At 64.7% G+C, this 23,380-nt stretch carries 16 protein-coding genes, 9 pseudogenes and 1 other annotated feature; of the genes and pseudogenes, 10 read left to right on the forward strand and 15 right to left on the reverse strand.

Annotated elements, in window-relative coordinates; genetic code table 11:
* A pseudogene (locus GOOTI_RS26850) lies at positions 1-881 on the reverse strand (IS3 family transposase); the annotation flags it as partial.
* Positions 466-597: a sequence feature (AL1L pseudoknot), on the reverse strand. (Overlaps the previous pseudogene by 132 nt.)
* A 117-nt stretch (positions 882-998) precedes the next feature.
* On the opposite strand from GOOTI_RS26850, the pseudogene GOOTI_RS15755 reads away from it, so the two are divergent.
* The 5 genes and pseudogenes from GOOTI_RS15755 to GOOTI_RS15770 form a co-directional block, all read left to right on the forward strand.
* Positions 999-1,532: pseudogene (locus GOOTI_RS15755) on the forward strand (transposase); the annotation flags it as partial.
* A 188-nt stretch (positions 1,533-1,720) separates the two neighbouring features.
* Positions 1,721-1,870 (forward strand): annotated as a pseudogene (locus GOOTI_RS27275) (thermonuclease family protein); the annotation flags it as partial.
* Positions 1,830-2,069 (forward strand): thermonuclease family protein, encoded by a 240-nt coding sequence (locus tag GOOTI_RS27280; RefSeq protein WP_007239609.1) that lies wholly within the window; start codon positions 1,830-1,832, stop codon positions 2,067-2,069. The pseudogene GOOTI_RS27275 and the gene GOOTI_RS27280, both read left to right, overlap by 41 nt.
* 549 nt (positions 2,070-2,618) lie before the next feature.
* Positions 2,619-3,476: an MraY family glycosyltransferase gene (locus GOOTI_RS15765; protein ID WP_169315822.1), complete on the forward strand. Its 858-nt coding sequence runs from the start codon at positions 2,619-2,621 to the stop codon at positions 3,474-3,476.
* Between the two features lie 642 nt (positions 3,477-4,118).
* Positions 4,119-4,775, forward strand: a pseudogene (locus tag GOOTI_RS15770) (IS630 family transposase); the annotation flags it as partial.
* 640 nt (positions 4,776-5,415) lie between these two features.
* Here GOOTI_RS15770 and GOOTI_RS25245 read toward each other — a convergent pair.
* Both GOOTI_RS25245 and GOOTI_RS15780 read right to left on the reverse strand, forming a co-directional pair.
* Positions 5,416-6,189, reverse strand: a pseudogene (locus GOOTI_RS25245) (ISL3-like element ISPfr2 family transposase); the annotation flags it as partial.
* A 633-nt stretch (positions 6,190-6,822) separates the two neighbouring features.
* Positions 6,823-7,134, reverse strand: a complete 312-nt coding sequence (locus GOOTI_RS15780) for a putative quinol monooxygenase (RefSeq protein ID WP_005180837.1) — start codon at positions 7,132-7,134, stop codon at positions 6,823-6,825.
* Positions 7,135-7,242: 108 nt separating this feature from the next.
* Here GOOTI_RS15780 and GOOTI_RS15785 point away from each other — a divergent pair, with 108 nt between their 5' ends.
* On the forward strand, positions 7,243-8,184 hold the full coding sequence (locus tag GOOTI_RS15785) for a GlxA family transcriptional regulator (protein WP_039994216.1): 942 nt from the start codon (positions 7,243-7,245) through the stop codon (positions 8,182-8,184).
* Positions 8,185-8,398: 214 nt separating this feature from the next.
* On the opposite strand, the pseudogene GOOTI_RS27285 reads toward GOOTI_RS15785, so the two are convergent.
* The 4 genes and pseudogenes from GOOTI_RS27285 to GOOTI_RS15800 form a co-directional block, all read right to left on the reverse strand.
* Positions 8,399-8,611, reverse strand: a pseudogene (locus GOOTI_RS27285) (type II toxin-antitoxin system RelE family toxin); the annotation flags it as partial.
* A complete protein-coding gene (locus tag GOOTI_RS15790; protein WP_039857037.1) occupies positions 8,608-8,883 on the reverse strand; it encodes a type II toxin-antitoxin system Phd/YefM family antitoxin in 276 nt (91 codons plus the stop codon). The pseudogene GOOTI_RS27285 and the gene GOOTI_RS15790, both read right to left, overlap by 4 nt.
* 247 nt (positions 8,884-9,130) lie before the next feature.
* Positions 9,131-9,967, reverse strand: a complete 837-nt coding sequence (locus tag GOOTI_RS15795; protein WP_007239615.1) for a F510_1955 family glycosylhydrolase — start codon at positions 9,965-9,967, stop codon at positions 9,131-9,133.
* A 135-nt stretch (positions 9,968-10,102) separates the two neighbouring features.
* The gene (locus GOOTI_RS15800) at positions 10,103-10,420 is read right to left on the reverse strand and encodes a hypothetical protein (RefSeq protein ID WP_039994217.1); all 318 of its coding nucleotides are present in this window, start codon (positions 10,418-10,420) and stop codon (positions 10,103-10,105) included.
* 235 nt (positions 10,421-10,655) lie between these two features.
* Here GOOTI_RS15800 and GOOTI_RS15805 point away from each other — a divergent pair, with 235 nt between their 5' ends.
* Positions 10,656-11,606 (forward strand): M56 family metallopeptidase, encoded by a 951-nt coding sequence (locus GOOTI_RS15805; RefSeq protein WP_005179979.1) that lies wholly within the window; start codon positions 10,656-10,658, stop codon positions 11,604-11,606.
* Positions 11,607-11,634: 28 nt separating this feature from the next.
* On the opposite strand, the gene GOOTI_RS15810 is transcribed toward GOOTI_RS15805, so the two are convergent.
* Entirely contained in the window at positions 11,635-12,288 is a 654-nt protein-coding gene (locus GOOTI_RS15810; protein WP_007239616.1) for a DUF305 domain-containing protein, read from the reverse strand.
* Between the two features lie 269 nt (positions 12,289-12,557).
* Here GOOTI_RS15810 and GOOTI_RS15815 point away from each other — a divergent pair, with 269 nt between their 5' ends.
* Positions 12,558-13,493 (forward strand): M23 family metallopeptidase, encoded by a 936-nt coding sequence (locus GOOTI_RS15815; RefSeq protein WP_005179985.1) that lies wholly within the window; start codon positions 12,558-12,560, stop codon positions 13,491-13,493.
* A gap of 22 nt (positions 13,494-13,515) precedes the next feature.
* On the opposite strand, the pseudogene GOOTI_RS15820 reads toward GOOTI_RS15815, so the two are convergent.
* The 7 genes and pseudogenes from GOOTI_RS15820 to GOOTI_RS15850 form a co-directional block, all read right to left on the reverse strand.
* Positions 13,516-13,868 (reverse strand): annotated as a pseudogene (locus tag GOOTI_RS15820) (metal-sensitive transcriptional regulator).
* Positions 13,865-16,027 (reverse strand): copper-translocating P-type ATPase, encoded by a 2,163-nt coding sequence (locus tag GOOTI_RS15825; protein WP_007239617.1) that lies wholly within the window; start codon positions 16,025-16,027, stop codon positions 13,865-13,867. The pseudogene GOOTI_RS15820 and the gene GOOTI_RS15825 overlap by 4 nt, the downstream one beginning before the upstream one ends.
* Positions 16,024-18,381, reverse strand: a complete 2,358-nt coding sequence (locus GOOTI_RS15830) for a heavy metal translocating P-type ATPase (protein WP_005179994.1) — start codon at positions 18,379-18,381, stop codon at positions 16,024-16,026. The genes GOOTI_RS15825 and GOOTI_RS15830 overlap by 4 nt, the downstream gene beginning before the upstream one ends.
* A gap of 62 nt (positions 18,382-18,443) precedes the next feature.
* Complete coding sequence (locus GOOTI_RS15835; protein ID WP_007239618.1) at positions 18,444-19,403, reverse strand: DUF8832 domain-containing protein; 960 nt, start codon at positions 19,401-19,403, stop codon at positions 18,444-18,446.
* A 92-nt stretch (positions 19,404-19,495) separates the two neighbouring features.
* Entirely contained in the window at positions 19,496-19,702 is a 207-nt protein-coding gene (locus GOOTI_RS15840) for a heavy-metal-associated domain-containing protein (RefSeq protein ID WP_005195294.1), read from the reverse strand.
* 102 nt (positions 19,703-19,804) lie between these two features.
* Positions 19,805-21,073, reverse strand: coding sequence for an MFS transporter (locus GOOTI_RS15845; protein ID WP_005195292.1), 1,269 nt, complete (start codon positions 21,071-21,073; stop codon positions 19,805-19,807).
* Between the two features lie 3 nt (positions 21,074-21,076).
* Positions 21,077-22,215, reverse strand: a pseudogene (locus GOOTI_RS15850) (PLP-dependent cysteine synthase family protein).
* 243 nt (positions 22,216-22,458) lie between these two features.
* Here GOOTI_RS15850 and GOOTI_RS15855 point away from each other — a divergent pair.
* Both GOOTI_RS15855 and GOOTI_RS25255 read left to right on the forward strand, forming a co-directional pair.
* Positions 22,459-23,193: a response regulator transcription factor gene (locus GOOTI_RS15855; protein WP_005180009.1), complete on the forward strand. Its 735-nt coding sequence runs from the start codon at positions 22,459-22,461 to the stop codon at positions 23,191-23,193.
* Positions 23,183-23,380, forward strand: a pseudogene (locus tag GOOTI_RS25255) (two-component sensor histidine kinase); the annotation flags it as partial. The gene GOOTI_RS15855 and the pseudogene GOOTI_RS25255, both read left to right, overlap by 11 nt.

Genomic DNA, 23,380 nt, shown 5'->3' on the forward strand with positions numbered 1-23,380 from the left:
GGCTTGCTCGACGACACTGGTCACCAACGGTGTGTGCTTGGTCGACATCACCCGCCACCCCAAAATCCGCCGCGAGTACACATCGACGAGGAACGCGACGTACACGAACCCCGCCAACGTCCACACATAGGTAAAATCGGCGACCCATAATTGGTCTGGTGCATCTGGTCGATTCCATTTCCGCTCAACATGATCCGGGAAACGAGGTGCCCGATCATCGCGGGTGGTCGTGACGGTGCGGTGGTGTCCGCGGACTGCGCCGGCCGCACCGCAGATGCCCATCAGACGGCCTACTTTGTCGCGGCCCATCCGATACCCGGCACGATCCATCGCGCGCCACATTTTGCGGACCCCGTAGACGCTGCGGTTGCGTTCCCACACCAGGTGAACAGCGTGCGCGTCGTAGGCCTCTGCCAGCACAGATTCGGGTACCTGGCCTGATTGTTTGCGTGCGTAGTAGGTGGACGGGGCAATCGCCATGCCGTGCTCGGTGAGCACGCGGCAGATTGGGTCCACCCCGAACCTCTGTTTGTGTGCGTCGATGTAGTCGACGATCACTGCAGTCGGCGGTCGACCTCCGCCGCTGCGAAAAACGCTGACGCGGTCTTCAAAATCTCGTTGGCTCGTCGTAATTCGGCAACTTCACGCCGAAGTCGACGCATCTCGGCCTCATGTTCGGCGACCGTCTTTGCGCCTTCTGCCGAGTCGATAGGCGCGTCCTTCTCGATCCAGTTGCGCAGCGTTGCGGGGTTGATGTCGAGTAGCCCGCCGACGTGCTTGCGGGCGCTGAGTTTGGACTCACCCGTCGCCCTCAGACGGTCGTGATACATCCGTACCGCCCGCTCACGGGTCTCCTGATCGAACTTGCGTGGTGCTCCCATACCGACATTCTCCTGGTGAGATCACGGTCTCCACCAGACCCAGGACGGCTCAAGACACCGAAAGCGAACCCAAGAAATCAGGAGTTACGTTCTTACACAGACATCTTGACAAGCTCCGGCTTCTGGGCCGCGATCCGGGAGGTGTTCCCCGACACGCGTGAGCAACGATGCTGGTTCCACAAACAAGCCAATGTTCTTGCTGCGCTACCGAAATCAGCCCACCCCAACGCGATCAAGGCGATGCAGGAAATCTACAACGCCGAAGACGAACACCACGCCCGCCAAGCGATCACCGCGTTCGAGAAAGCCTACAGCGCCAAGTACCCGAAGGCCGTGGCCAAGATCGTCGATGACGACGACGTGCTACTCGAGTTCTACCGGTACCCGGCCGAACACTGGATACATCTGCGCACCACCAACCCGATCGAGTCCACGTTCGCGACCGTGCGACTGCGGACCAAGGTGACCAAAGGCCCCGGATCACGGGCCGCCGGCATCGCGATGGCCTACAAGTTGATCGAGGCTGCCCAATCGAAATGGCGGGCGGTCAACGCACAGCACCTGGTGAAACTGGTCCGTGACGGCGCCACCTTCGAAAAAGGCAAACTCGTCGAACCCGACCCCAACTCAGACTCCGAGGAGGCCGCCTGAAACTCGCCCATCCACAGGTCTTGACAATAACTCTCGGGGTTGCCGGATGCTCACCTGTTGTGACAGAACGTCGTTCGTCGCCGATTGCTGTGATACGGCCGGTGGATGATGTGGGGGGCCTGTGCCGGTGGTTGCACGTCAGTGATGGTGACACGATTACGGTTCGTCTGGACGGCCGGTCGGTGTCGGTGCGTTTGATTGGTGTCGATACCCCGGAGACGAAGCGTCCTGGCGTTGGGGTGCAGTGTTTCGGTCTGGAGGCGTCGGCGTTTACGGGGCGGACGGTGATGGGCCGTAGTGTGTGGCTCGAAGACGACGCCGTTGCGGGGGAGCGGGATCGCTACGGTCGGGTTGTTGGCGTATGTATGGCTCGACGACAGCGAGATGTTGGATCTGATGTTGATTGCGGGCGGGTATGGCCGCGAGTACGACTATCACGAGCAGGATTACAAGTACCGCAATCTGTTTGAGGCTTCCGAGCGTGCCTCCCAGGCGAGTCACCGCGGCTTATGGGGGGCTTGTTCCTCACCGCAGTGACTGGATGAGCTCTGCCTGCGAGAGTCTGACTGGGAAAACTGCAACCTCGGCTATCAGCCGGACCCGGCGTGTCACTTCGTCGAGTGGGCCAAGCTGCCGCTCGACCTCCGGTCTAGCTAGCTGTGGCCGCGGGCCATGCCCTACTAGCCCACCTACTAGGGCATCCCCGATGCGGGCGGCGGCACACACGGTGTCTCGGCGTCGCCCGCCAAAGAGGTCATCGATATGGCCCAATTTTATGCTCATGGACCAATGATCCTCCTAGGTATGACATTCCGTACAATCGGCGGAATGGAGCTGTCAGGCGTACCTTTCAGGGAGTTGCTATTGGTTTGCCTCTTCGGTGTCGCGGGTTGCTACCTGACAATCCCGCTGGTGCGGCGGGGCGCGATCGCAGTGGGCGCCGTGGCGATACCCCGAGAACGGGACGTCCATGGCACTAATATGCCTCGAATCGGCGGCGCAGGAGTCTTCCTAGGTATGTGTACCGCATGCGCTCTTGCTATGAGACTGCCAGCTCTATCGAATGGGTTCGTCTATTCCAGTGCGATGATCGCCACTTTCACCTCTGCCGCCATCGTCATGTGCGTAGGCGCTATTGACGACATATTACAAATACCCCCCGCGGTGAAACTAATGGGGCAAATAGTTGCTGGTTTAGCCCTGGCTCTCGGCGGAGTTCGATGGCGGCTACTCCCCGGAGATGGCACCGTTGTAGTTCTCGACTACACACAATCTGTCCTACTCACAGTTATACTCACCGTAGTAATTATCAATGCGATGAACTTCACTGACGGTCTCGACGGCCTAGCCTCTGGCTTAGCTATCGTTTCCTTCGCGACTGTAGCTAGCTTCTCAGCGTGGCGACTGAATCAGTCTGGCGGGGACGTCAGCTACTACTCTCCACTCATCGTATCCACGATCGGAGCAGGGGCGTGTATAGGATTCTTGTTCCATAATGCGCACCCCGCTCAGATATTCCTAGGCGATACGGGATCAATGCTTTTAGGGGTGATCGTAACCTCTGCCGTAACGCAAGTTACCGGCATGCCGCTTGTGGACATAAATGAAGGGTTACTGACTGCATTCAGCCCTATTATTGTTTTTGCGGGCGTCATTCTGATCCCCGTGTTGGACGCCACAGTTGCGATAGTTCGACGCGCCGCATCACATAAACCGATATACATCGCCGATAAGTTACATCTACACCATCGGCTTCTTTCTATTGGGTTCAGCCACCCCGGCGTTGTCCTGTTGATAATCTGCCTGGCGTCTGCCCTCTCAGGCATGTGCCTAGCCATTTCCATCCAGGCGCCCGGCTGGACCTTGGCAACGAGAGGGTTCTGCGCTTGCTTGTGTCTATTAGTAATATGCAGCCGGGCGTTCAAAATGAAGTTACATAACTGATAGCCGATCGCGACTTCAGTGCTGCTATAGAAAATATTCGCGTGTAAGCGATAACTCGTCCCGAGCCTTATCTACCAGGCGCAAGGCTCTACGGATTTCACGTCGGGTCACTCGGGCATTACGAGGCGAAGCAGCCCCCCGTATCGTCGACAACTCGTCCGCCAGGCGTGATGCCCTCTCAAGAGCCGTCCTGGCAGCTACCAGTTCGGATCGCAATTCTCCTGCCTGGATGCCTGTTTGGCGCTTCCAGTCGCCGAATCCTTCTGGTGTAGTAATACGACTCGGTGGCGACGTCCTGTTGCGACGCCACCGAGTCCTATGAACGGTTATCACGGGGTTAGCCTCAGTGGGCTATACGTGGACACATGCCCGTCCGCGATTGACGTACACGTTGTTTGGCTTGTGTTCCCACAACGTCGCACAGACCCAGCCGCTTCCATGTCCGTATCCTACCGCTCCCGGCCGGCCATTCGTCGGCCCATTAATACTCAGATTGGGTCCTGTGATCTGAAAGTGTCCATACGTATTACTGAACGCGCACCCATTCGCTGGGATACCTGCGATCGCCTGATAGCCACTACTTCCAGTGTTCACCACTAGTGTCCTGAGTCATTCATTGTCATTCGGTTGATAGACTGGGGAATGGCAACCCGGGGTCCGCGAGCAGTGGATGTTGTTCTGACCGATGACGAGCGCCGTGAGCTCGAAGGGTGGGCGCGTCGGCGAACGACGGCCTCGGGTTTGGCGATGCGATCACGAATCGTTCTCGCTGCCGCTGATGGCGGGTCGAATACCGAAGTGGCACAACGACTCGGCCTCAACCGAGGTACCGTGCGGCGCTGGCGAGGCCGGTTCGTCGAGCACCGCTGCGAGGGGTTGCTCGACGAACCCCGGCCCGGGCGACCTCGAACCGTCGGCGACGAGCAGATCAAAGACCTGATCACCGCAACTCTCGAGACCACGCCGAAGAATGCGACACACTGGTCGACTCGGTCGATGGCTGAGCATCTCGGCATGTCGCAGTCAACTGTTTCGCGTGTGTGGCGGGCGTTCGGATTGGCTCCACACAAACAGGATTCGTGGAAGCTGTCGAAAGATCCCATGTTCACCGAGAAGGTCCGCGACGTCGTCGGGCTCTACATGAACCCACCCGAACGTGCCCTGGTGCTCTGCGTTGACGAGAAGACCCAGATCCAAGCTCTCGATCGCACCCAGCCGATCTTTCCCATGCTCCCGGGCACCCCGCAACGGGCCAGCCACGACTACGTGCGCAACGGCACCTCCAGCCTGTACGCGTCGCCACCGCGGTCGGCGCACTGGCCGGGCTCGTCGTCGGCTGCATAGTGATCGTGGGGTGTGTCTGGGGAGCCGGTGTGGGCGCGGCGATCGGCGCCGTTGTCGGTATCAACAACGGCGACCCCCGCGCGGGGCAGGCGATCCTCAACTGGATCAACACGCCCTGACCACCACGGGGATGGGTGGCTCACGGCGAACCGAGCCCAGTTCGGTGGTGAGTCGACGCCGCAGCTGGCCGCGACGCGCCAGCCAAACGGGCACCCTGGTACCGACCCACGCTGCCCCTAATCCGGAGATCCACGTCACTGGCCAGGCACCAGGCGCGGTCGGCGGGCCATACGAAGGCCGGCGGGTCGTGAAGCAGCGCAGGCGTCTCGTGTGTCAGTGGCTGCTCCCACGCCTTGAGGTCGGACAGTGTGCCGACGTAGAGGTGGTAGTCGCGGTTGGGGATGTGCATTCGAGGCCCACCCGGTAGGGGAGACACCACACCCGAATAGCCGGCCCAGATCGCGAAGTAGCAGTCATCGAAGCTGCGCGTCGCCGCAGCCAGGGCTCTGCACGTCCTGGCGACGATAGCGTGCTCGTAACCCTCATAGGCGGGCTCTGTGAAGTCCTCGCGCGGAACGCTTTGGTGAGGACGGTCTGGATCCATCACCGTGACCGCGTCCGGGATCTCCTCTGCGGCGGCGGTCTTGAACCCGGTGAAGCCGTCCATCGCGACCACCTCGACCGCGTCACGGAAGGCGTCGTCGCGGTCGGCGAGCCAGGTCTTGAACGCCGCCTTCGACCGGCCCTCGACCATGTCCAGCAGCCTTGCTGGGCCGGCGCCATCGCGGACCGGGGTGAGGTCGATGATCACGGTGACGTACTTGTCGCCACGCCTGGTGTGGCGCCAGACGTGCTCATCGACGCCAATGACCTTCACGCCCTCAAACCGCGTGGGGTCGTTGATCAGCAGCCGCTTGCCTTCAGCCAGGACCGCGTTGTTGGCGGTGTCCCACGCGACCCCGAGTCCCTCGGCGACACGGGCGACGGTGAGGTGTGCGACCACGATCCCTTCCAGCGCCCACCGCAGCCCGGTGCGCGAGAGCTTCGCGCGTGGCTCCGCCGCGGCGCTGGTGTCTTGGCGCCACACGTGTCCGCAGTCGGCACAGCGGTAGCGGCGCACTACAACTTCCAGCACGGTCGGTCGCCAGCCCAGCGGCTCGTGGGCCAACCGCCGGATCACGGTGTCACGAGCAGCGCCTTCGCTGCCGCACCGTCGGCACCACTGATCTGGTTCCACCACGCGGCACGCGAGGACCGCACGATCCGGTTCAAGTCGTTGTCCGGTCACGCTCAGACCGAGGCCGTCGAGTCGAGCGAAGGCGGTCAGGTCAGGGCGGCCGAAGCCGGCCGGCGGGGTAGCGTCGGACACGTCGAGTTCTTTCGGATGGATGGCGTAGGAACCTCCGTCGTCGGGAGACCTCGACGTCTATCTGCGGACCGACGCGCCCGGCCGACCTATACCGTCATCTGAGAAGGACCCCTGAAACGTCTTCGACGACGACGGGACCGGCGAGCAGGAGGGCGCGGTGAGCTAAAGGAATGGAGCTTGCTCGGCTTCGACGCCGCCGCAAGCTCCGGTGAAACGGTCGGTACTGGTCGGTCGTCGTCGGTCACCACCGGATGGCGGCGTCCCCCACGCTCGGCGTTTGCGCAGGTCAGCGGCTCGTTCGCCCAGTGGGCGCATCAAGCGATAGACGCAAAGCCGACGTGATTAGGTCGTCGGTTCGATTCCGACAGGCGGCTCCGGCGAACAGCCCCTGACCTGCGGAAACTCAGGTCAGGGGCTGTTCGGTTCTGGTGGTCGCGCGATGCGCTGGCCTCACGGCTCTGCCCGACACCGACGTCGCTCTCCTCTGCGACGGACCCCTCGCCGGCTGAGCGCTCGCGGCCGGCATCCTGTCCGTGTGCCGATAGGCCTCGTACCGCTCGGCAACGCAGCGTGGCGTTGCGTCGCGACCTGGCGACGGCTCGGCGGGGCGCGATCGTCTCGTGCGTTGGCGGACTACGGGAGCTTGGACGCGAGGACGTCGGCCGCCAGGATCTCGGGTGCTGCGCCGAGGAGGTGCTGGTTGGCCATCAGGGCTGCGACGATGGCGCCGTTGGCGTGGGCGTCGCGAGCGGCCTCGTCGGGGAATGCATCGAAGATCCAGAAGGTGTCGGCGTGGGTCCTGACCGCGAACCAGACAATCGTTCCTACTTCTTCGTTGGCGAGTGAGACAGCGCCGGCGAGCAGATCGGCGACCGCGTCGTGCTGTCCATCGGCCGCGACGATCTTGGCGACGAAGGCATACGGAAGTGATGCGGGTGTGGACATGAGGGACTCTCCTAGGTGTCGAGGTTTTTTGGTGAAGCGAGTTCAGCGTATGACGAGCGAGGGCCGGTGGGGAGTGGCGTATACGGCAGTATTGCTATTGTTTACGTCATGCGTATCGGGCTGATCGCGATCGACGGCTGCTTCGGTTCGGCTATCGCGTCGATCATCGACATCGTGCGGGTGGCCGACGGAGCCCGCGGCGATGTCGACCCGCGGATCGACCCGATCGAACTCGCCATCCTCGGACCGAAACGGCGAGTGACCACGACGGCATCGATGACCCTGTCGGTGGACCACCCGCTGTCGGAGTCCGGAGAGTTCGACGTGGTCGTCGTCCCTGCGCTTGGAACCCTCACGGCCGCCGCTACCAACGACGCCCTCCAGAGCCGAGATGCTCGTTCGGTCATCGCCTCGCTCGGGCGCCTCGACGAGGCGACCACCCGGATCGCCGCGGCGTGCACCGGCGTGTTCGCCGTCGCCGAGACCGGACGGATGCATCATCGGCGGGCGACGACCAGCTGGTTCCTGGGGCCGGAGTTCCTGAAGCGCTATCCGACCGTCGCCCTCGATCTCGACACCATGGTCGTGGCCGACGGGAACCTCGTCACCGCCGGCGCCGCCTTCGCCCACATCGACCTCGCGCTCTCACTCGTGCGATCGATCAGCCCCGACCTGGCCCAACATGTCGCCAAGCTCCTCATCATCGACGAGCGCCCGTCGCAGGCGGCCTTCGTCGCCTACGAACATCTCCGGCACGAGGACCCGATCGTCGTCGAGTTCGAACGCTTCGTGCGCGCCCGCCTGGACGAACCGTTCAACGTCGCCTTCGTCGCGCAGTCGCTCGGCACCAGCCGGCGCACCCTCGAACGACGAGTCCGTGCGGCGCTCAACCTCACTCCGCTCGGCTTCGTCCAACGGCTTCGCATCGAACGAGCTCGGCACCTCTCAGCAACCACGGACCTCACCTCCGCCGAGATCGCGCTACGGGTCGGCTACGCGAACGCCGAGACTCTGCGCTCCCTCCTGCGCAGGGAGCGACGCCGTTCCTGACCTATCGCCATGCCTGTAGCCGGTGTGCTAGTGCTCGACTGGAACCACCTCTCAGCACGTCGCGTCGACGCTCCCGCGTCGCCCCTGGACGACCCACTCGACACGCCCGCAGCACAGGTCATGTGACGTGTCCCGGCTTCGCGGACGGTCGGGGTTGGGTGGCTGTGATGTCGCTGCGTTCTCGTCGAGAGGATCAGCAGACCCGATCAGAGCCGATTGGGAAGTCACCTCGGCGGGCGCTGTGAAGGTCTGCGAGGTCGTCACGTAGCGGCTTGCTAAGCCGGTGCGGATTCTCGGCGAGCGGCCCGGAGATGAATTCGATGACAGCGTGAACGATCCGGGATGGTAGACGCCCGAGATCGCGGCGAGCTGGGGATGCGACCTCAACTCGGTACGGGCTGACCGAGTCGGGCGGTGCATCGCTCATTTCGGCGGCATGCCGTGTTCGGCGCGCAGGTCGTCGATGGACACGGTTTCACCGGCCGCGTACTCGGCGTGTGCGGTAGCGACGTCGTCGCGGACGCCGGCGTGTGAGAGCCAGTAGATCGTGTCGTGCAGCGATTCGAGGTCGTCGGCCGACATCAGCACCGCGGCAGGTTTGCCGTGCTTGGTGATCGTGATGATGTCGTGCGTGCTCTCGGCGCTGTCGATGAGCGCGGAGAGCTTGTCCTTGGCTTCACCGAGGGGCACTGTCGTCATACGTTCAGTTTAGCCGCCACGCTGGCCAGGATATGGCCTGATTTTTGGCCGATAATCTACGTTATGTCATCACTGCAGGTACCAGGACAGCCGATTGGCGGGGCCTTCGATGGCCGTCCCCGCCCAAGGCGATCTGACAGAGGGGGGTGCCCGGGCGACCTAGGCGGTTCTCGCGAGGAGTGGGCGAGATCTAAACGCTCTTCCGGATCTCAGTCGCCTCCTTCCTTCGTTGCTCCCCACGGGTCCGTTAGCTGAGCGTGTATAGCGATTGCCCGTTTGCGGCGTATGCAGTTTCGGCGTCTCTGGCGACCAGCGCGGTGACACTGCTGATGGTGCTGCGTTGTTCCCAGTGTGTGCCGTCTGGGCTGCGCCAGACGGTGTTGGCGGTGTCAATGCCCCAGAGCGTGCCATCGGGTGCGGCCGCCAGGAGGGCTAGGGCCGGCGCATCGGGGACGATTGTGAAGGTCTGGGCGTCGTCGGTGCTGTGTTGCAGCCCTGCGGGGGTGGTCGCCCAGACGCCGTGGTCGGTGATCGTGAGTGCTGCTGCGGCCAGGGACGCGCCGGTGGTCCAGCTTGTCCCGTCGTCGGTCGATACGAGCAGGCGGTTGATTCCGTCGAAGCCTACGAGTAGTTGTCCGTTGGTGGCGAGCGCGTGGAAGTCGATTTGGCCGGCCACCGATCTCGGTGTCCATGTCTGCCCGCCATCTTCGCTGGCGACGAGTCCCAGCGGGTTGGGTGCCGAGCTCCGCGGGCTGGGATGGCCGGAGGCGAAGAGCCGGTCAGAGCCGGGTACCCCGGTCAGTCCCATGAAGTCGTCGTCGGAGGCGCCGACCCGGCTGGTGGTTCCGTCAGCGGTGAGAGCGACTACGCCGGTGTGAGTTCCGGCCAGGATGGTGCCGCCGGCGCGGATGTGCAGGGCGTGGAGGTTGTCGAGTTCTGGGGTCAGTGTTGTGGCTGTCTCTGCTGAGATTGCCGGCGGTGGTAGAGATGTGGGTTGTTCCTGGGTGGCACAACCGGTCAGCACAGTCAGCGTGGCGATGACTACGACCGCAACAGTGCGGATGGACAGGCTCGAGGCAGGCAAGCGGCTAGGACTTTCGTGTGGATAGGGCCGTGTTCGGTGGTGGCGGCGCTGGATGGTGTGCTCGGTGTGGCGGCGAGACCGGGATAGAGGGTCGGTAGAGAGCCACCCTGGCCCTCTGGGGCGTCGTGGTCGTGGTCACGACTTCTGGATGGGGATGGAAGCCTGCGAAGGTTGTTGGCCGCAATGTCTTTGGAGGACGAGGGAGGCAAGGACGGTACCGAGGTGGTGACGCGCCCCGGCGAGGTCGCCGATCGCAGCGAGGTGGCGGACGAGACCGATGTGTGCGGCGAGGTGGCGGCGTCGGTTCGAGGTGACGCTGAGGTGATGGGCGCGGTGGAAGAACTGGTGGGCCGAGTATGGCGTGGGTGCCCGGTAGACGTCGCGCATGGCATGCAGATACTGACGACGGTGGTCGTCCGGGGGCGAGTGCGTCCCCCTCGGGTTCTCGGTCACAGCGCATCCCTCGAACTAGTACGCGCAGGCTGGGTCAACCCGCGTCATCTAACTACTATAAAGCCTAGTAATTGGCGGCGCGGTGGGTGCTGGAGTTGCGGCGTCACGGCCGAGCCCCTGGGGCATACTGGCTGGTGGTGCAGGTGGCGGACCGCCGGGAAGGTGTATTGAGCGTGGGTCTCAGCGAGCACGACGGCGGGCGTCGAGGATCGAGGCGAACGATGGGTGAGCATCCATGAGTGCAGCGGTGGTGTTAGTTGTTGCCGCAGGTGTGCTGGGCTGGCTGTGGCCTCGATGGATGGTCCGGGTGCAGGGCCGTATCGATGCTCGTTGGGTGTTGGTGGCCTGGCCGGCCGCGCAGGTCGTGTTTGCGTTGTTGTGGGTGGGAGCTGTTGTGACGCTGGCGGTTCCCGGTCATTTCGGCATCCATTCGTTGTCTGAGGTGGTGTCGTGTCTTCGGGTGTTGTCACACGGCGCATCCCCGCGGGTGGAAGCGATCTCTGGTGGCGTGCTGGCGGTGGTGACCGTGGCAGCGATTGTCCGAGCGGTGACGATCGCGGTGCGATCGGCGGTGCGGATGCGTGGTGCTCGTGAGGAGTATCTTCAGTCGTTGCGGTTGGTGGGCGCCCGCAGTGAGCGCTATCCCGATGTGTGGTGGCTCGCCGACGGGCGGCCGATGGCGTTTTGTCTGCCGGGCAAGGATGCCGGCATTGCCGCCACGACCGGGTTGCAGGCGGCGTTGTCCGGTGAGGAACTCGATGCCGTCGTTGCTCATGAGCGCGCACACCGGCGGCAACGTCATCACACCGTGGTGTTGGCGGCCCGCGCTCTCGGGCGTGCGTTCCCGCTGATTCCGTTGTTCAGCCGCGCGGGCCGTGAGGTCGCCGGCTTGGTCGAGCAAGCCGCCGATGCCCGCGCGGCCCAGCTGGTGGGTGCGCGGGCGGTATGCTCGGCGTTGGGAACGTTGGCCCGTTCGGGACCTGTAGCGGGCCCGGTGGGTGTGTTGTCGATCAGCGATTCGTCGTCGGTGGGGCCTCGGTTGAGCCGCTTGGACTCCGGTCACCGGTGCCGGTCGCGACGTCATCATGTGGGTGCTGCCGCGGCGGTGGCTGGTGTGGTGGCGGTGCCGACCACGCTAGCGGTGTCCGGTGTCGTCTCGGCGATGGTGATCGCGATGTGTGTGTAGCCGAGACCGACCCGGGCAGGTCCGACCGCTAGGGGTTGTTGAGAAGCTGCTGCATCCTCGCAATTTCGCTCTCCTGATCAGTGACGATCTGACGTGCCAGAGCGATCGCCTCGGGCGATTGGCCGTCTTGAATCTCGGTCTTGGCCATGGCGATGGCGCCGCGATGGTGTTCGATCATCTGTGTCAGGAACAGGCGCGACGCCTCGGCTCCTTGCGCGTCGCGTAGCTGCTGCATCTGTTCTGGCGACATCATGCCCATCATCGACGGCATCGGGGAGGAACCCGGCGCCATCGACGTACCCATGTCCATGTTGTGTCCCTGGCCCTCGAGTGGGGCTCCCCATTGCTCCAGCCACGACTGCATCTGCTCGATCTCAGGCTGCTGAGCGTCTTTGATCTGCTGGGCCAGACTGACGACCTGGGGGTTGATGTTGTCCTTCTCCAACAGGATGTCGCTCATCATGATCGCCTGGGTGTGGTGCGGGATCATCTGCTGGGCGAACGAGATGTCCGCGCTGTTGTGTTCGGCAGAGGCCGCCGCTGACGATTCGGTACTGACCGTGCTGGTACCCATCCCCGACATCGAGGAATGATCCTCAGTCGAGGTGTCCGAACACGCGGCCACCACTGTCAGAACAGCCGCCGCGGCAGCAACGACGACACCCGTTCGTGTGACTCTCATCGATCTCCTCCTCAAGAGTGGTACTTCGCCACCGCCCGGCGGCGCTTCGATAACAATTCTACTAACACCGATAGTAGTTAGTCGCCTGCCCGGCACCCACAAAACGGGCGGTGAACTGCGCAAACAAAGCCGCTAATGCCTGATTAGTTCGCTTCGTAGTGGAGCCGCGTGTGACTGGTGGGGCACAAGTGACTTGTGGTGTGATCTCGCGGGTACACGCATGGCACTCGTGCGTGGGTCTACGACGTCCGCGGGAAAGGTCCGACCGCATGCAGATGGTGTTGACATCGCTACGGGTCAAGGCGGGGCAGCAGTGGGGCCCCAAAGCGCTGGGGGTGGCAGCGGCGGTGTGCGTGGGCGTTGCGCCTGTGATTGCCACCGCACCGGCGGCGGCCTCGACCGATGGACATGTGGCCGGGGAGCTGATCGCGATCGTGCAGGACTCGGTGAAGGCCGCTTTGGGTGGTGCCGCGGCGGCGAATTTGGGGAAGCCGATCACGCAGACGGCGTCCTGCCTGGGCGCTCAGGCCCAGTCGGGCAGCGTCGGCGATGCGGGCAGTGCAGCCGCACTGCAGTGCTTCGGCACGTTTTCGCTCATTGATCCGATAGACGGGTTCCGGATCATCGACGCGTTACCGCTGGCTCGGCTGGTAGCCACCCTGATCGCCGCAATCGTGCCGCACGATCCGAACGAGCCGCATGGCCCCCAGCCGCAGGAACCCGGAACGCCGACACCGCTGCTGCCCGGTAGTGGCGGTGCGGTGGCGCCGACTGCGGGCGAGATCACGTCCACCTTCGGTGACGGACGGGGCCATCAGGGCATTGATATCGGCAATGATCTGGGCGCGCCCATTGTCGCGGTAGCTGACGGGGAGGTCATCACCTCCGGACCTGCCGAGGGGTTCGGGTTGTGGATGCGGATCCGGCACGATGACGGCACGATCACCACCTACGGCCACAACGACGAGAATCTGCTCGAGCAGGGCGCGCGAGTACGGATGGGCCAATCGATCGCCACAGTGGGCAACCGTGGGGTCTCGACCGGCCCGCATCTGCATTTCGAGGTTCTCGACCCGACGGGAGTCAACGTCGATCCGGCACAGTGGCTGGCCGATCGCGGGGTGGTTCTGGCGATGGCCGCTGATGCAGACGCCCGCGCGCCGGGGCCGGTGGTGCCGCAGTGGGTCGGCGAACCACGCCTGTGACGAACCCGGCGTGGTGGGTGGCTCAGGAACGAACGAGGCGAGCGATGGCCGCCGAGGCTTCAGCGATCTTCTCCTGCGCCTCGTCCCCGCCGGCGTGGGCGGCATCGAGCACACAGTGGGTGAGATGGTCGTCGAGCAAACCCAGCGCGACCCCCTCCAGCGCCTTGGTCAGCGCCGAAATCTGGGTTGGGTCAGGATGTCGATGCAGTACTGCTCCTCGTCGACCATCCGATAGATACCTCGGGATTGCCCCTCGATGCGCTTGAGGCGGGCCAGGTATTTGCCCTTATCGCTGATGTAACCGTGGGAAGAGTGTTCCGAGGCAGAGGATTCTTCCGGGGTGGAGGATTGTCCCGGTGCGGACGCAGCGGTCATGGACTCACCTTCTCAATGGATCTCGGTCGGTTGTGCTGCAGTCCACGCACTGTACTCGCGCCTGGCTGCAGGTCGAGTCGGCGTAACAGTTGCGCGTTGAGTGCGACCACGACCGTCGAGGCTGACATCAGAATCGCTCCGACCGACATCGGCAGGACGAACCCGATGGGCGCGAGAATTCCGGCGGCCAGCGGTACAGAGATCAGGTTGTATCCCGCTGCCCACCACAGGTTCTGCTTCATTTTTCGGTAGCTGGCGTCCGACAGCTCGATGACCGACAGCACCGAGCGGGGGTCGTCGCTGGCGAGGATGACCCCGGCCGAGGCGATCGCGACGTCGGTGCCGGCCCCGATCGCGATGCCCACATCGGCCTGGGCCAGGGCGGGGGCGTCGTTGACGCCGTCGCCCACCATCGCCACCTTGCGGCCTTCGTGCTGCAGTTCGGCCACCTTGCTGGCTTTGTCTTCCGGCCGTACACCGGCGAACACCCGATCGATACCGAGGTCGTGAGCGACGGTGTGCGCCACTGCTTCGGCGTCGCCGGTAATCATCACAACCTCGACCCCGCGGGCGTGCAGCACCTCGACGGCTTGGCGGGATTCCCCGCGCACCTCATCAGCAAGTTTGAGAGCTCCAATCAGCTCAGTGTCGCGGGTGACATGCAGGATGATTGCGCCGTCGGCGCGCCAGCGATCAGCGATGGCCAGTTCCTGATGGCCCTGTTCCTCGAGCATGCGGGGCCCGCCCACCCGCACTGTGGCGCCCTCGACGCGAGCGGTCACACCGACCGCCGGTGACGAGGTGAAGTCGGTGGCCGCCGGCACCGGCCGCGCGCGGTCTCCGGCAGCTGCGACAATCGCTCGCGCCAACGGGTGCTCACTGTCGGCTTCGGCGCTGGCGGCCAGGGCGAGCACGGTGTCCTCATCGACGCCGTCGGCGGCCGCGATCTCGATGACCGTGGGCTCACCCTTGGTCAGGGTTCCGGTCTTGTCGAACAGCACCGCATCCACAGTGCGCATGGCCTCAAGTGCCAACCGGTCTTTAACCAGCACGCCGCCGCGGGCGGCGCGTTCGGTGGCAATGGCCACCACCAGGGGGATAGCCAAGCCGAGTGCGTGCGGGCAGGCGATGACCAGCACGGTGATGGTTCGAATCACCGCCTGGTCGGGTTGGCCGATGACCGTCCACACGATGGCGGTGATGATCGCTGAGCCGAGCGCGAACCAGAACAGCAGCGCTGCAGCGGAATCGGCCAGCCGCTGGGCGCGGGAGGTGGAGTTCTGCGCGTCTGCCACCAGGCGCTGAATCCCGGCCAGCGCCGTGTCATCGCCGGTGGCGGTGATCTGGACCCGCAGCCCCGAGTCGGTGGCCACCGTGCCGGCCACCACCTGATCGCCGATGCCGCGGCGCACCGTGCGCGATTCTCCGGTGACCATGGATTCATCGAGCTCGGCCGAGCCGTCTACGACGCGACCGTCGGCCGGCACGCTGGCCCCCGGGCGCACGATCACCACATCTCCGACCTGCAGCTCACTGGGAGCAACCGTGGTGATCTGGTCGCCATCGACGCGTTCGGCCTCATCGGGCAGCAGCGCGGCCAGCGAGTCCAGGGCCGAGGTCGTCTGGGCCAGCGACCGCATCTCGATCCAATGCCCCAACAGCATGATCACGATGAGCAGCGCCAGTTCCCACCAGAAGTCCAGTTCGTGGTGCAACACACCGATGCTCGCACCCCAGGACGCCACGAAGGCCACCGTGATCGCCAAGGCGATCAACAGCATCATTCCCGGTGCACGCGACCGCAGTTCTGAATAGGCGCCTACCAGGAACGGCCGCCCACCCCAGCAGTACATCACCGTACCCAGCACCGGTGAGACCCACTTCAACACTTCACCATCGGGTAGGTCATAGCCGATGAGCATCGCGAACATGGGCGAAAAGGCCACGACCGGCACAGCCAGGGCCAGCATGATCCAGAACAGCCGCCGGAACTGCCCGACGTGATCACCATGCCCCCCATGCCCAGCGTGATCATGGTCTGCGCGGGCGCGCTCAGCATGGTGATCGTGGTGGTTGTGTGACGCTGCGGCGAGTTGGCCGTGGTGGCGTTCATCGGCGGCGTCGTGACCGACGTGCTCAGGGGAAGAGTGCTCGTTCATGCCGCTACCTTATACCCCTGGGGGGTATACGTCGAGGGGTTGGTGGGTGGAACTGTGGACGATGAGTGGGGCGGGCTGGTGAAGGCGCGCAGCCGCAGGCTGTTGCTGACGACGAACACGCTGGACAACGCCATGGCGGCCCCAGCCAGCATGGGGTTGAGCAGTCCCAGCGCGGCCAGCGGTATCGCGGCGACGTTGTAGGCGAATGCCCAGAACAGGTTCATTTTGATCGTTTTCAGAGTGGTGCGTGCCAAGGCGATCGCGTCGGCGGCAGCGTTGAGGTCGCCGCGGACCAGGGTGATGTCAGCGGCATGCATGGCGGCGTCGGTGCCGGTGCCCATCGCCAGCCCGAGATCGGCGTGGGCCAGGGCAGCGGCGTCGTTGACGCCGTCGCCGATCATGGCCACAACCTTGCCGTCGGATTGCCGGTCGGTGATGACGGCGGCTTTGTCGGCCGGCAAGACGTTAGCGATGACGGTGTCGATACCGACCTCAGCGGCCACGGCATCGGCGACGGTCTGGTTGTCGCCGGTCAACAGGATGGGCGTCATACCCAGTGCGGCGAGCCGGGCGATGGCGTGTGCGCTGGTGGGTTTGATCGCATCGGCGACCGCCAGGACCGCATGGGCGCGGCCGTCCCAGGCGACGAGTACGGCGGTCTGTCCGGCTTCTTCGGCGGCGGTCTGCGCCTCGTTGAGGTGAGGGTCATCCACGGCGATGCCGTGTTCGGCCAGCAGCGTCGGACGCCCGACGGTGACCACACGTCCCTGGACCAGACCGCGCACGCCTCGACCTTCGAAGTTGCGGAAGTCGTCGACCTCGTCGAGCGGCCCGACTTCGGCGGCTGCACCAGCAGCGATGGCGGCCGCGACGGGGTGCTCGGAGGCATTCTCCACCGCCCCCGCGAGGGCGAGCACGTCTTCGCGAGTGGTGGAGGGAGCAGTGGTGACCTGGACGAGTGTCATCTGTCCCGTGGTGACCGTGCCGGTTTTGTCGAGGACAACGGTGTCGACGGTTCGGGTGGATTCCAGGACTTCGGGGCCTTTGATCACGATGCCGAGTTGGGCTCCGCGGCCGGTACCGACCAGAAGTGCGGTCGGGGTGGCCAGTCCCAGAGCGCAGGGGCAGGCGATGATCAGCACAGCGACCGCGGCGGTGAACGCCGCTTGCAGGGGATAGCCGGCGCCGATCCACGCGCCGAGGACAGCGATGGCGACGGCGATGACCACCGGCACGAAGACACTTGAGATCCGGTCGGCCAGTCGCTGGGCGTGGGCTTTGCCGGTCTGGGCGCGTTCGACCATCGCGGCCATTTGCGCGAGTTGGGTGTCCGCTCCCACGCGGGTCGCCCGCACCCGCAGGTGCCCGCCGGCGTTGACCGTTCCGCCGGTCACGGTGTCGGCGGGGGCGACCTGGACTGGCATCGACTCGCCGGTGACCATGCTGGCATCGACTGCCGAGGTGCCGGACACCACCACACCGTCGCTGGCGATCTTCTCGCCGGGGCGCACATTGAACTCGTCGTCAATGGCGAGCTCGCCGATCGGGATCCGATGCTGGTGGCCGTCCCTGATCACTGTGACGTCTTTGGCGCCCAGCTCCAACAAGGCCCGCAACGCCGCACCGGCGCGCCGTTTGGACCGCTTCTCGAAGTATCGGCCGGCCAGGACGAACATCGTGACCCCCGCGGCTACCTCAAGGTAGATGTTGCCTGCACCGTCAGAAGCGCTGACCGTCAGGGTGAATCCGTGGGTCATGCCTGGTTGTCCGGCGGTGCCGAAGAACAACGCATACAACGACCACAACAGCGCCGCGGTGGTGCCGACCGAGATGAGGGTGTCCATGGTGGCCGCACCGTGGCGCAGGTTGAGCAACGCGGCGCGATGAAACGGCCATGCCGCCCACACGATCACTGGCGCGGCCAACGTCAACGACGCCCACTGCCAGTAGGTGAACTGCAACGCCGGGACCATTGCCAGCGCGATCACCGGTACCGAGAGAACCACCGCACCGATCAGTCGGTGACGCAAGGCCACGAGCTCCCCGTCGTCGTCCGAAGGGTCATCGTCGGGGGCGGCACCTTTGGTGGGAGTGGCGGGCAGCGCAGCGTGGTATCCGGCCTGTTCGATGGTCTCGATCAGCAGGTGTGGGTCGACACCGGCGGGTGCGCTGACGTGAGCTTTTTCGGTGGCGTAGTTCACCGAGGCGCTCACTCCGTCGAGTTTGTTCAGTGTGCGTTCGATGCGTGCCGCGCACGATGCACACGTCATGCCCGACACGGCGAGTTCGACATCGACGGCGCCTGTCTGCTCGGCGGTGGCCGCAGGTGGGTGGATCGGAGCTGAGGTGGTCATGGGGGAGTTCCTCGTGGGTGAATGCCTCGGCGCAATGCCCCGGGGTGGCGCTGGTCAGCGAGTTAGTGTCCGGCGTGCGGATCGGCCGAGGGGGCCGTGGAGTCAGGTGTCGGGGCAGGGGTGCCGGTGGGGGCATCGAGAACGAAGGTGGCGGTGTGCACAGCGCCGTCGACCTGGAAGTCGAGGTAGAGCAGATAGCGGCCCGGGGTGGGGGCGGTGGTGGCGAAGCGGACCTGTGGTCCCGCTAGTTGACCGGCGGTCGGTGCCACGCCCTCAGGGTGAACATGCAGGTAGGCCAGGTCGCCTTGACGCAGGGCCACCAAGTGACCGAAAGCGCCCAGATACGGCTGCAGGGTGGTAACCGGTTGTCCTGCTCGGCGCACGGTGACGGTCAGTTCGGACTCGGCGCCCGCGCGCAGATGACCGGCCAGCTCGATGTCGAACCCGTCGACGGATGACTGTCGTGATTCGGCGGTGGGTGGGGCCGGCTGGTAGTCACCGCTGACTTCGACGGTGCTGGTGAGGGTGAGGGGTTGGCCGGTGGCGGCGGGCACGAAGTCGGCGTAGATCCGGTAGCTGCCTCCCGTCGCCCACTGCCAGGGCAGCGTCCAGCGCCCTTCGGGCGAGAGGGTGGGGTGCACGTGTCGGAAGTGGGTGCCATCCGCGCGGACGACGATCAGGTGCAGCTGCTTGTCGTGCTCGGTGGCGAAGTCGGTGACCGCGGTCCCGGCGGCATCGAGGATCTCAAAGCTCAATGGAGCCTGCACCCCGGACGCATGGGGTGCCACCACATTCCCCAGGATGAAGCCGGCTGCTGCCATCGAAACTCCGCGAACCTGATCGGCCCCCGGAGACGAGGCGGATGTTCGCGACTGTGGTGCAGCATTGTGATCGGCATGGGCGGACTCAGCCGGGGAGGTCGACGCCCTGTCGGGAGCGACACCAGCGGCGATGGCGTACGCCGCAGCGAAAACTATCAGCAGGGCCGCGGCGAAGACGCCGAGCTTGGTTGGAACATTCATCGCTGGATTCCTGTCATCGGTGGTGGCGACACCCACGCCGCCCGGGAGAGGCTGAAGTCGCCAGTGGGGCAGACACTTCAGCCCCTCGTCGGCTACTGCGCCAGGTGGTAGCCGGCCTCTTCGATCGCGCCGCGGATCGCGTCGGCCTCGATCGGGGCCGAGCTAGAGATGGTGACTCGCCCGCTGGCCACGTCGACGTCGACGTCAGTTACGCCGGCCAGTGCGCCGACTTCTTCACGCACCGACGCCGCGCAGTGCCCACACGTCATTCCGGAGACGATCACTGTCGATGTGCTCATGAGATGTGCCCTTTCGGTACAGCAGTGGTGCCAACGACCCTCAGGGGGTCTGTCGCTGTGGCGTCTCGCCACACCACCGTTATACCTTACCCCCTAGGGTAATCAATGGGTTGTGGTGGGCTGAGCTTCGGTGGGGGCGGCGACACTGAGCCATCCGCGGCGGTGCAACAGCAACAGGGCAGACGCCGCCGCCATGCCGGTGAGGACTAGAGCGATCCACACCAGTTCGGGCATGTCGCGGGTGGTGGCCGCGCTGAACAGCCACCCGGTCGCGGCGTTGCCGAGCAGAATCCCGATCCCGACGATGGTGTTGTAGAGCCCGTAGTGGGTGGCGACAAGCGTGCCGCGGGCCAGTCCCACCACCGTGTCCATTTCGAATGGGAACACTGCTGCGGTGGCGGCGGCGAGCAGAGCTGCGGTGAGTAGCAGGGCGGCGATGTTGAGGGCGATGTTGCGCTGATGCGTTGCGGTGCTGGCGACTAGGGGCAGGAAAGCTGCAGCCATCAGCGTCATTCCCACGCTCAGGCTGCCGGTGCTGCCCCAGCGGTTGCCGAACCATGTGGTGATGCGTAGCTGGCCGGCGATGGCCACCAGACCGGTCACCACGAACATTGCGGTGACAACACTGGTGGCGAGGGTGGGGTTGTCTGCTATGCGGTCGGCATGTAGGGGCAGGGCGAGGTAGACCTGGAAGGACAGCACGTAAGAGCTGGCCATCGCCGCAGCGAAGAGCAGGAATCGCCGGTTACGGACGACGCTGCGCCAGTCCTGAATGATTGAGGTGCTGCTCGGGGCAGGTGTTGTTGCGGGTAGCGCTTTGATCTGCACGAGGGTCAGGACCGCGAAAACTGCTGCCGCACAGAGAGAGGTGAGCCGGAAGTCCAGGGCGGTCAGGGCTAGTCCGACCAGCGGCCCGAGCAGGATCCCGGCCTGGTAGAACACGTTGAACACGGCGAATGCTTCGATGCGGCGCTCACCGGCGTCGGCGGCCAGGTAGGCCCGTACGGCGGGGTTGAACAGCGCCCCGGCGAATCCCGTTGCCGCCGAGGCGATCAGGATCGCCGGCAGCGAACTGACCAGGGCCAGTAGGACGAATCCGATGACCCTCATCAGGCATCCGGCGATGATGAGCGGTTTGTAACCCCAGCGGTCAGCGAGTGTTCCCCCGATCAGGAACATGCCCTGTTGGGAGAAGTTGCGTATCCCCAGGACCAGGCCCACTGCCCATGCGGCCAGGGCCAGCGGGCCGGCGAGGTAGGCGGCGAGGTAGGGCATGAGCATGTAGAAGCCGAGATTGATGGTGAACTGATTGACCATCAGCACTTGGCTGGGGCGATCGAAGCTGCGGAAACTGCGGTAGAGGCGTCGCATAGATCAGCTCGTGGGCTCGGCGTGCGGCACGCAAGTGGGGTCGATGATGGTAGGGCACCGCGTCCAGCTGCTCGCGACCTGAGTGAGCGGATCGCTGATGGTGCGGGGTTCAGTGGGCGGCGCCGGGGCGCCGATCAGGTCGTGAGCGCGGCAGTACTCATCGTTGTAAATGGTTCCGTAGTAGCGAGCGGGGCCATCGGGGAACACCGCCGCGATGCGCGTATCGGCCGAACGAGTACGCGCCAGCCAGCCCGAGACCAGGGCCACCGCGCCCACGCTCCAGCCGCCGGTGGCGTAATGCGTGGCGGCCAGGGTGCGACATGCCCAGACTGCCTCGGCCGGCGCCACCCAGTGCACCTCACTGAACTGGTCATAGGCAACGTTGCGGGGGTAGATACTCGAGCCGAGTCCCCGCATAATCCGTGACTGTGCCGGCTGGCCGAAAATCGTCGAGCCAATGGTGTCTACGCCCACAACCTCCAGCTCAGGGTTGAACTGCCGCAGAGTATGAGCCACACCGGCTGAGTGCCCACCGGTGCCCACCGAGCACACCAGCACATCGATATGTCGCAGCTGCGCGATCAACTCCACACCCAACGAGCTGTAACCGGTCACGTTGTCGGGGTTGGAATACTGGTCGGGACACCACGCAGCCTCGTCGCGCTCGAGCAGGGTGCGCACGCGGTCGCGGCGGGCTTGTTGCCAACCCCCGACCGGATGGGGATCGCTGACGACATCGACCTGGGCGCCGTATGCGGCGAGCATCTGCCGCAAGATCGGTTCCAGTCCTGGATCGGTCACCAAGGTCACCGGATGCCCGAACACGATGCCCGCTAAAGCCAGGCCTAATCCCAGTGTCCCACTAGTTGATTCGATGATCCGCGCCCCCGGGGCCAGCTCTTCACGGGCGCGCGGGCGCGTTCCACCATGTGCAGCGCAGGCCGGTCTTTCATACCACCGGGGTTGAAGCCTTCCAGCTTGGCCCAGAAGCCGCGCCCGTGCTCGGCGAAGGGTTCCTCGATGCGCAACACCGGGGTGCCGCCCACCAGCTGACGACTCAGCCCAGCACGGGGCGACGCGGCTTCGGCGGGGAAGGTACTGGCGAATGGATCACTGGTGGTGAGGCTGTAGGAGACAGTCACACGGGCATCCTCTGCGTTGTTGAACAGGACGCCGCCGGGCAGAAATCAGATCATCAGTGTGAGAGGGAACTGTGTCGTAACGTTCCACCCGGCGACACCGCCACCTTGCCCACCGAACCTCAAGGCTGATCGGCAGCGTGGATCAAGATCTGCTCAAGAATGCCCACGAGGTTGGATGATCGTGTAGACCACCGCCACCATAGGAGCGTGCCCCAAGATCGCAACGTCGTCGACGACCTCCATATGCCGGTGGTCCGACCACCGCACGGTCTGCACGCCCTGGTGATCGAAGATGAGCCCGACATTGCCGAAGTCGTTGCTGACTACCTGCAGCGCAGCGGATTCACGGTCACCGTTGCGCCCGACGGCCAGGAGGGAGTCGCCGCCGCACGCACGGCGAGTCCGGCAGTAGTCATCCTCGACCTGGGCTTGCCGTCACTCGATGGCGTCGAGGTCTGTCGACAGTTGCGCACCTTCACCAACGCCTACATCGTGATGGTCACGGCCCGCGCGGACGAAGTCGACACAGTCGTTGGCCTGTCGGTGGGGGCCGATGACTACCTCACGAAACCATTTCGCCCTCGTGAGCTGATGGCGCGCATCGACGCCATGCTGCGCCGACCACGGCCGACCCCAACCGGCGAGTCGCACCCGCGGACGATAGGGGAGCTCACCCTCGACCCTCAGGGTCGTGAAGTCCAGGTGGAGAGCACACCCGTGGAGCTGACTCGGACTGAGTTCGACGTTCTCGAAGCGCTCACGCGGCGGCCCGGTGTTGTGTTCAGTCGAGAGCAACTGCTCACCGAAATCTGGGGACCCGACTGGGTCGGCGATGCCCACGTCGTCGAAGTCCATGTCGCCAGTCTGCGCCGCAAACTCGGTGACAGCGCCGTAGCCGGCCGATTCATCCGCACCGTTCGCGGAGTGGGCTACCGGATGGGTGACGGCCAACCTCGAGGAGCCAGCGATGAACGATGAACGTCGACGGTTGCATATCCCCGGCAGCTTCGGCTCCCGGCTCATGCTCGCTCAAGCTATCGTCATCGCCGGCGGCGGCATCAGCGTCGCGATCGTGGCACTATTCGTGGCTCCACACACCTTCCACGACCACCTCGGCCAAGCTCGCCTCGAGCCAGGGTCAGTTCAGGCCGACCATGTCGAAGCC

This window comes from Gordonia otitidis NBRC 100426, assembly GCF_000248075.1.
GTDB lineage: Bacteria > Actinomycetota > Actinomycetes > Mycobacteriales > Mycobacteriaceae > Gordonia > Gordonia otitidis.

What these genes read in the sequence shown, in the direction of transcription:
- GOOTI_RS15765 (WP_169315822.1), top strand. Translation starts at nt 2,619, where the DNA reads ATGATCGCCACTTTCACCTCTGCCGCCATCGTCATGTGCGTAGGCGCT.
- GOOTI_RS15840 (WP_005195294.1), bottom strand. Translation starts at nt 19,702, where the DNA reads ATGAGCACATCGACAGTGATCGTCTCCGGAATGACGTGTGGGCACTGC.
- GOOTI_RS15855 (WP_005180009.1), top strand. Translation starts at nt 22,459, where the DNA reads ATGCCGGTGGTCCGACCACCGCACGGTCTGCACGCCCTGGTGATCGAA.
- GOOTI_RS15790 (WP_039857037.1), bottom strand. Translation starts at nt 8,883, where the DNA reads ATGACGACAGTGCCCCTCGGTGAAGCCAAGGACAAGCTCTCCGCGCTC.
- GOOTI_RS15835 (WP_007239618.1), bottom strand. Translation starts at nt 19,403, where the DNA reads ATGAATGTTCCAACCAAGCTCGGCGTCTTCGCCGCGGCCCTGCTGATA.
- GOOTI_RS15805 (WP_005179979.1), top strand. Translation starts at nt 10,656, where the DNA reads ATGAGTGCAGCGGTGGTGTTAGTTGTTGCCGCAGGTGTGCTGGGCTGG.
- GOOTI_RS15825 (WP_007239617.1), bottom strand. Translation starts at nt 16,027, where the DNA reads ATGAACGAGCACTCTTCCCCTGAGCACGTCGGTCACGACGCCGCCGAT.
- GOOTI_RS15810 (WP_007239616.1), bottom strand. Translation starts at nt 12,288, where the DNA reads ATGAGAGTCACACGAACGGGTGTCGTCGTTGCTGCCGCGGCGGCTGTT.
- GOOTI_RS15815 (WP_005179985.1), top strand. Translation starts at nt 12,558, where the DNA reads ATGCAGATGGTGTTGACATCGCTACGGGTCAAGGCGGGGCAGCAGTGG.
- GOOTI_RS15780 (WP_005180837.1), bottom strand. Translation starts at nt 7,134, where the DNA reads ATGTCCACACCCGCATCACTTCCGTATGCCTTCGTCGCCAAGATCGTC.
- GOOTI_RS15845 (WP_005195292.1), bottom strand. Translation starts at nt 21,073, where the DNA reads ATGCGACGCCTCTACCGCAGTTTCCGCAGCTTCGATCGCCCCAGCCAA.
- GOOTI_RS15830 (WP_005179994.1), bottom strand. Translation starts at nt 18,381, where the DNA reads ATGACCACCTCAGCTCCGATCCACCCACCTGCGGCCACCGCCGAGCAG.
- GOOTI_RS15785 (WP_039994216.1), top strand. Translation starts at nt 7,243, where the DNA reads ATGCGTATCGGGCTGATCGCGATCGACGGCTGCTTCGGTTCGGCTATC.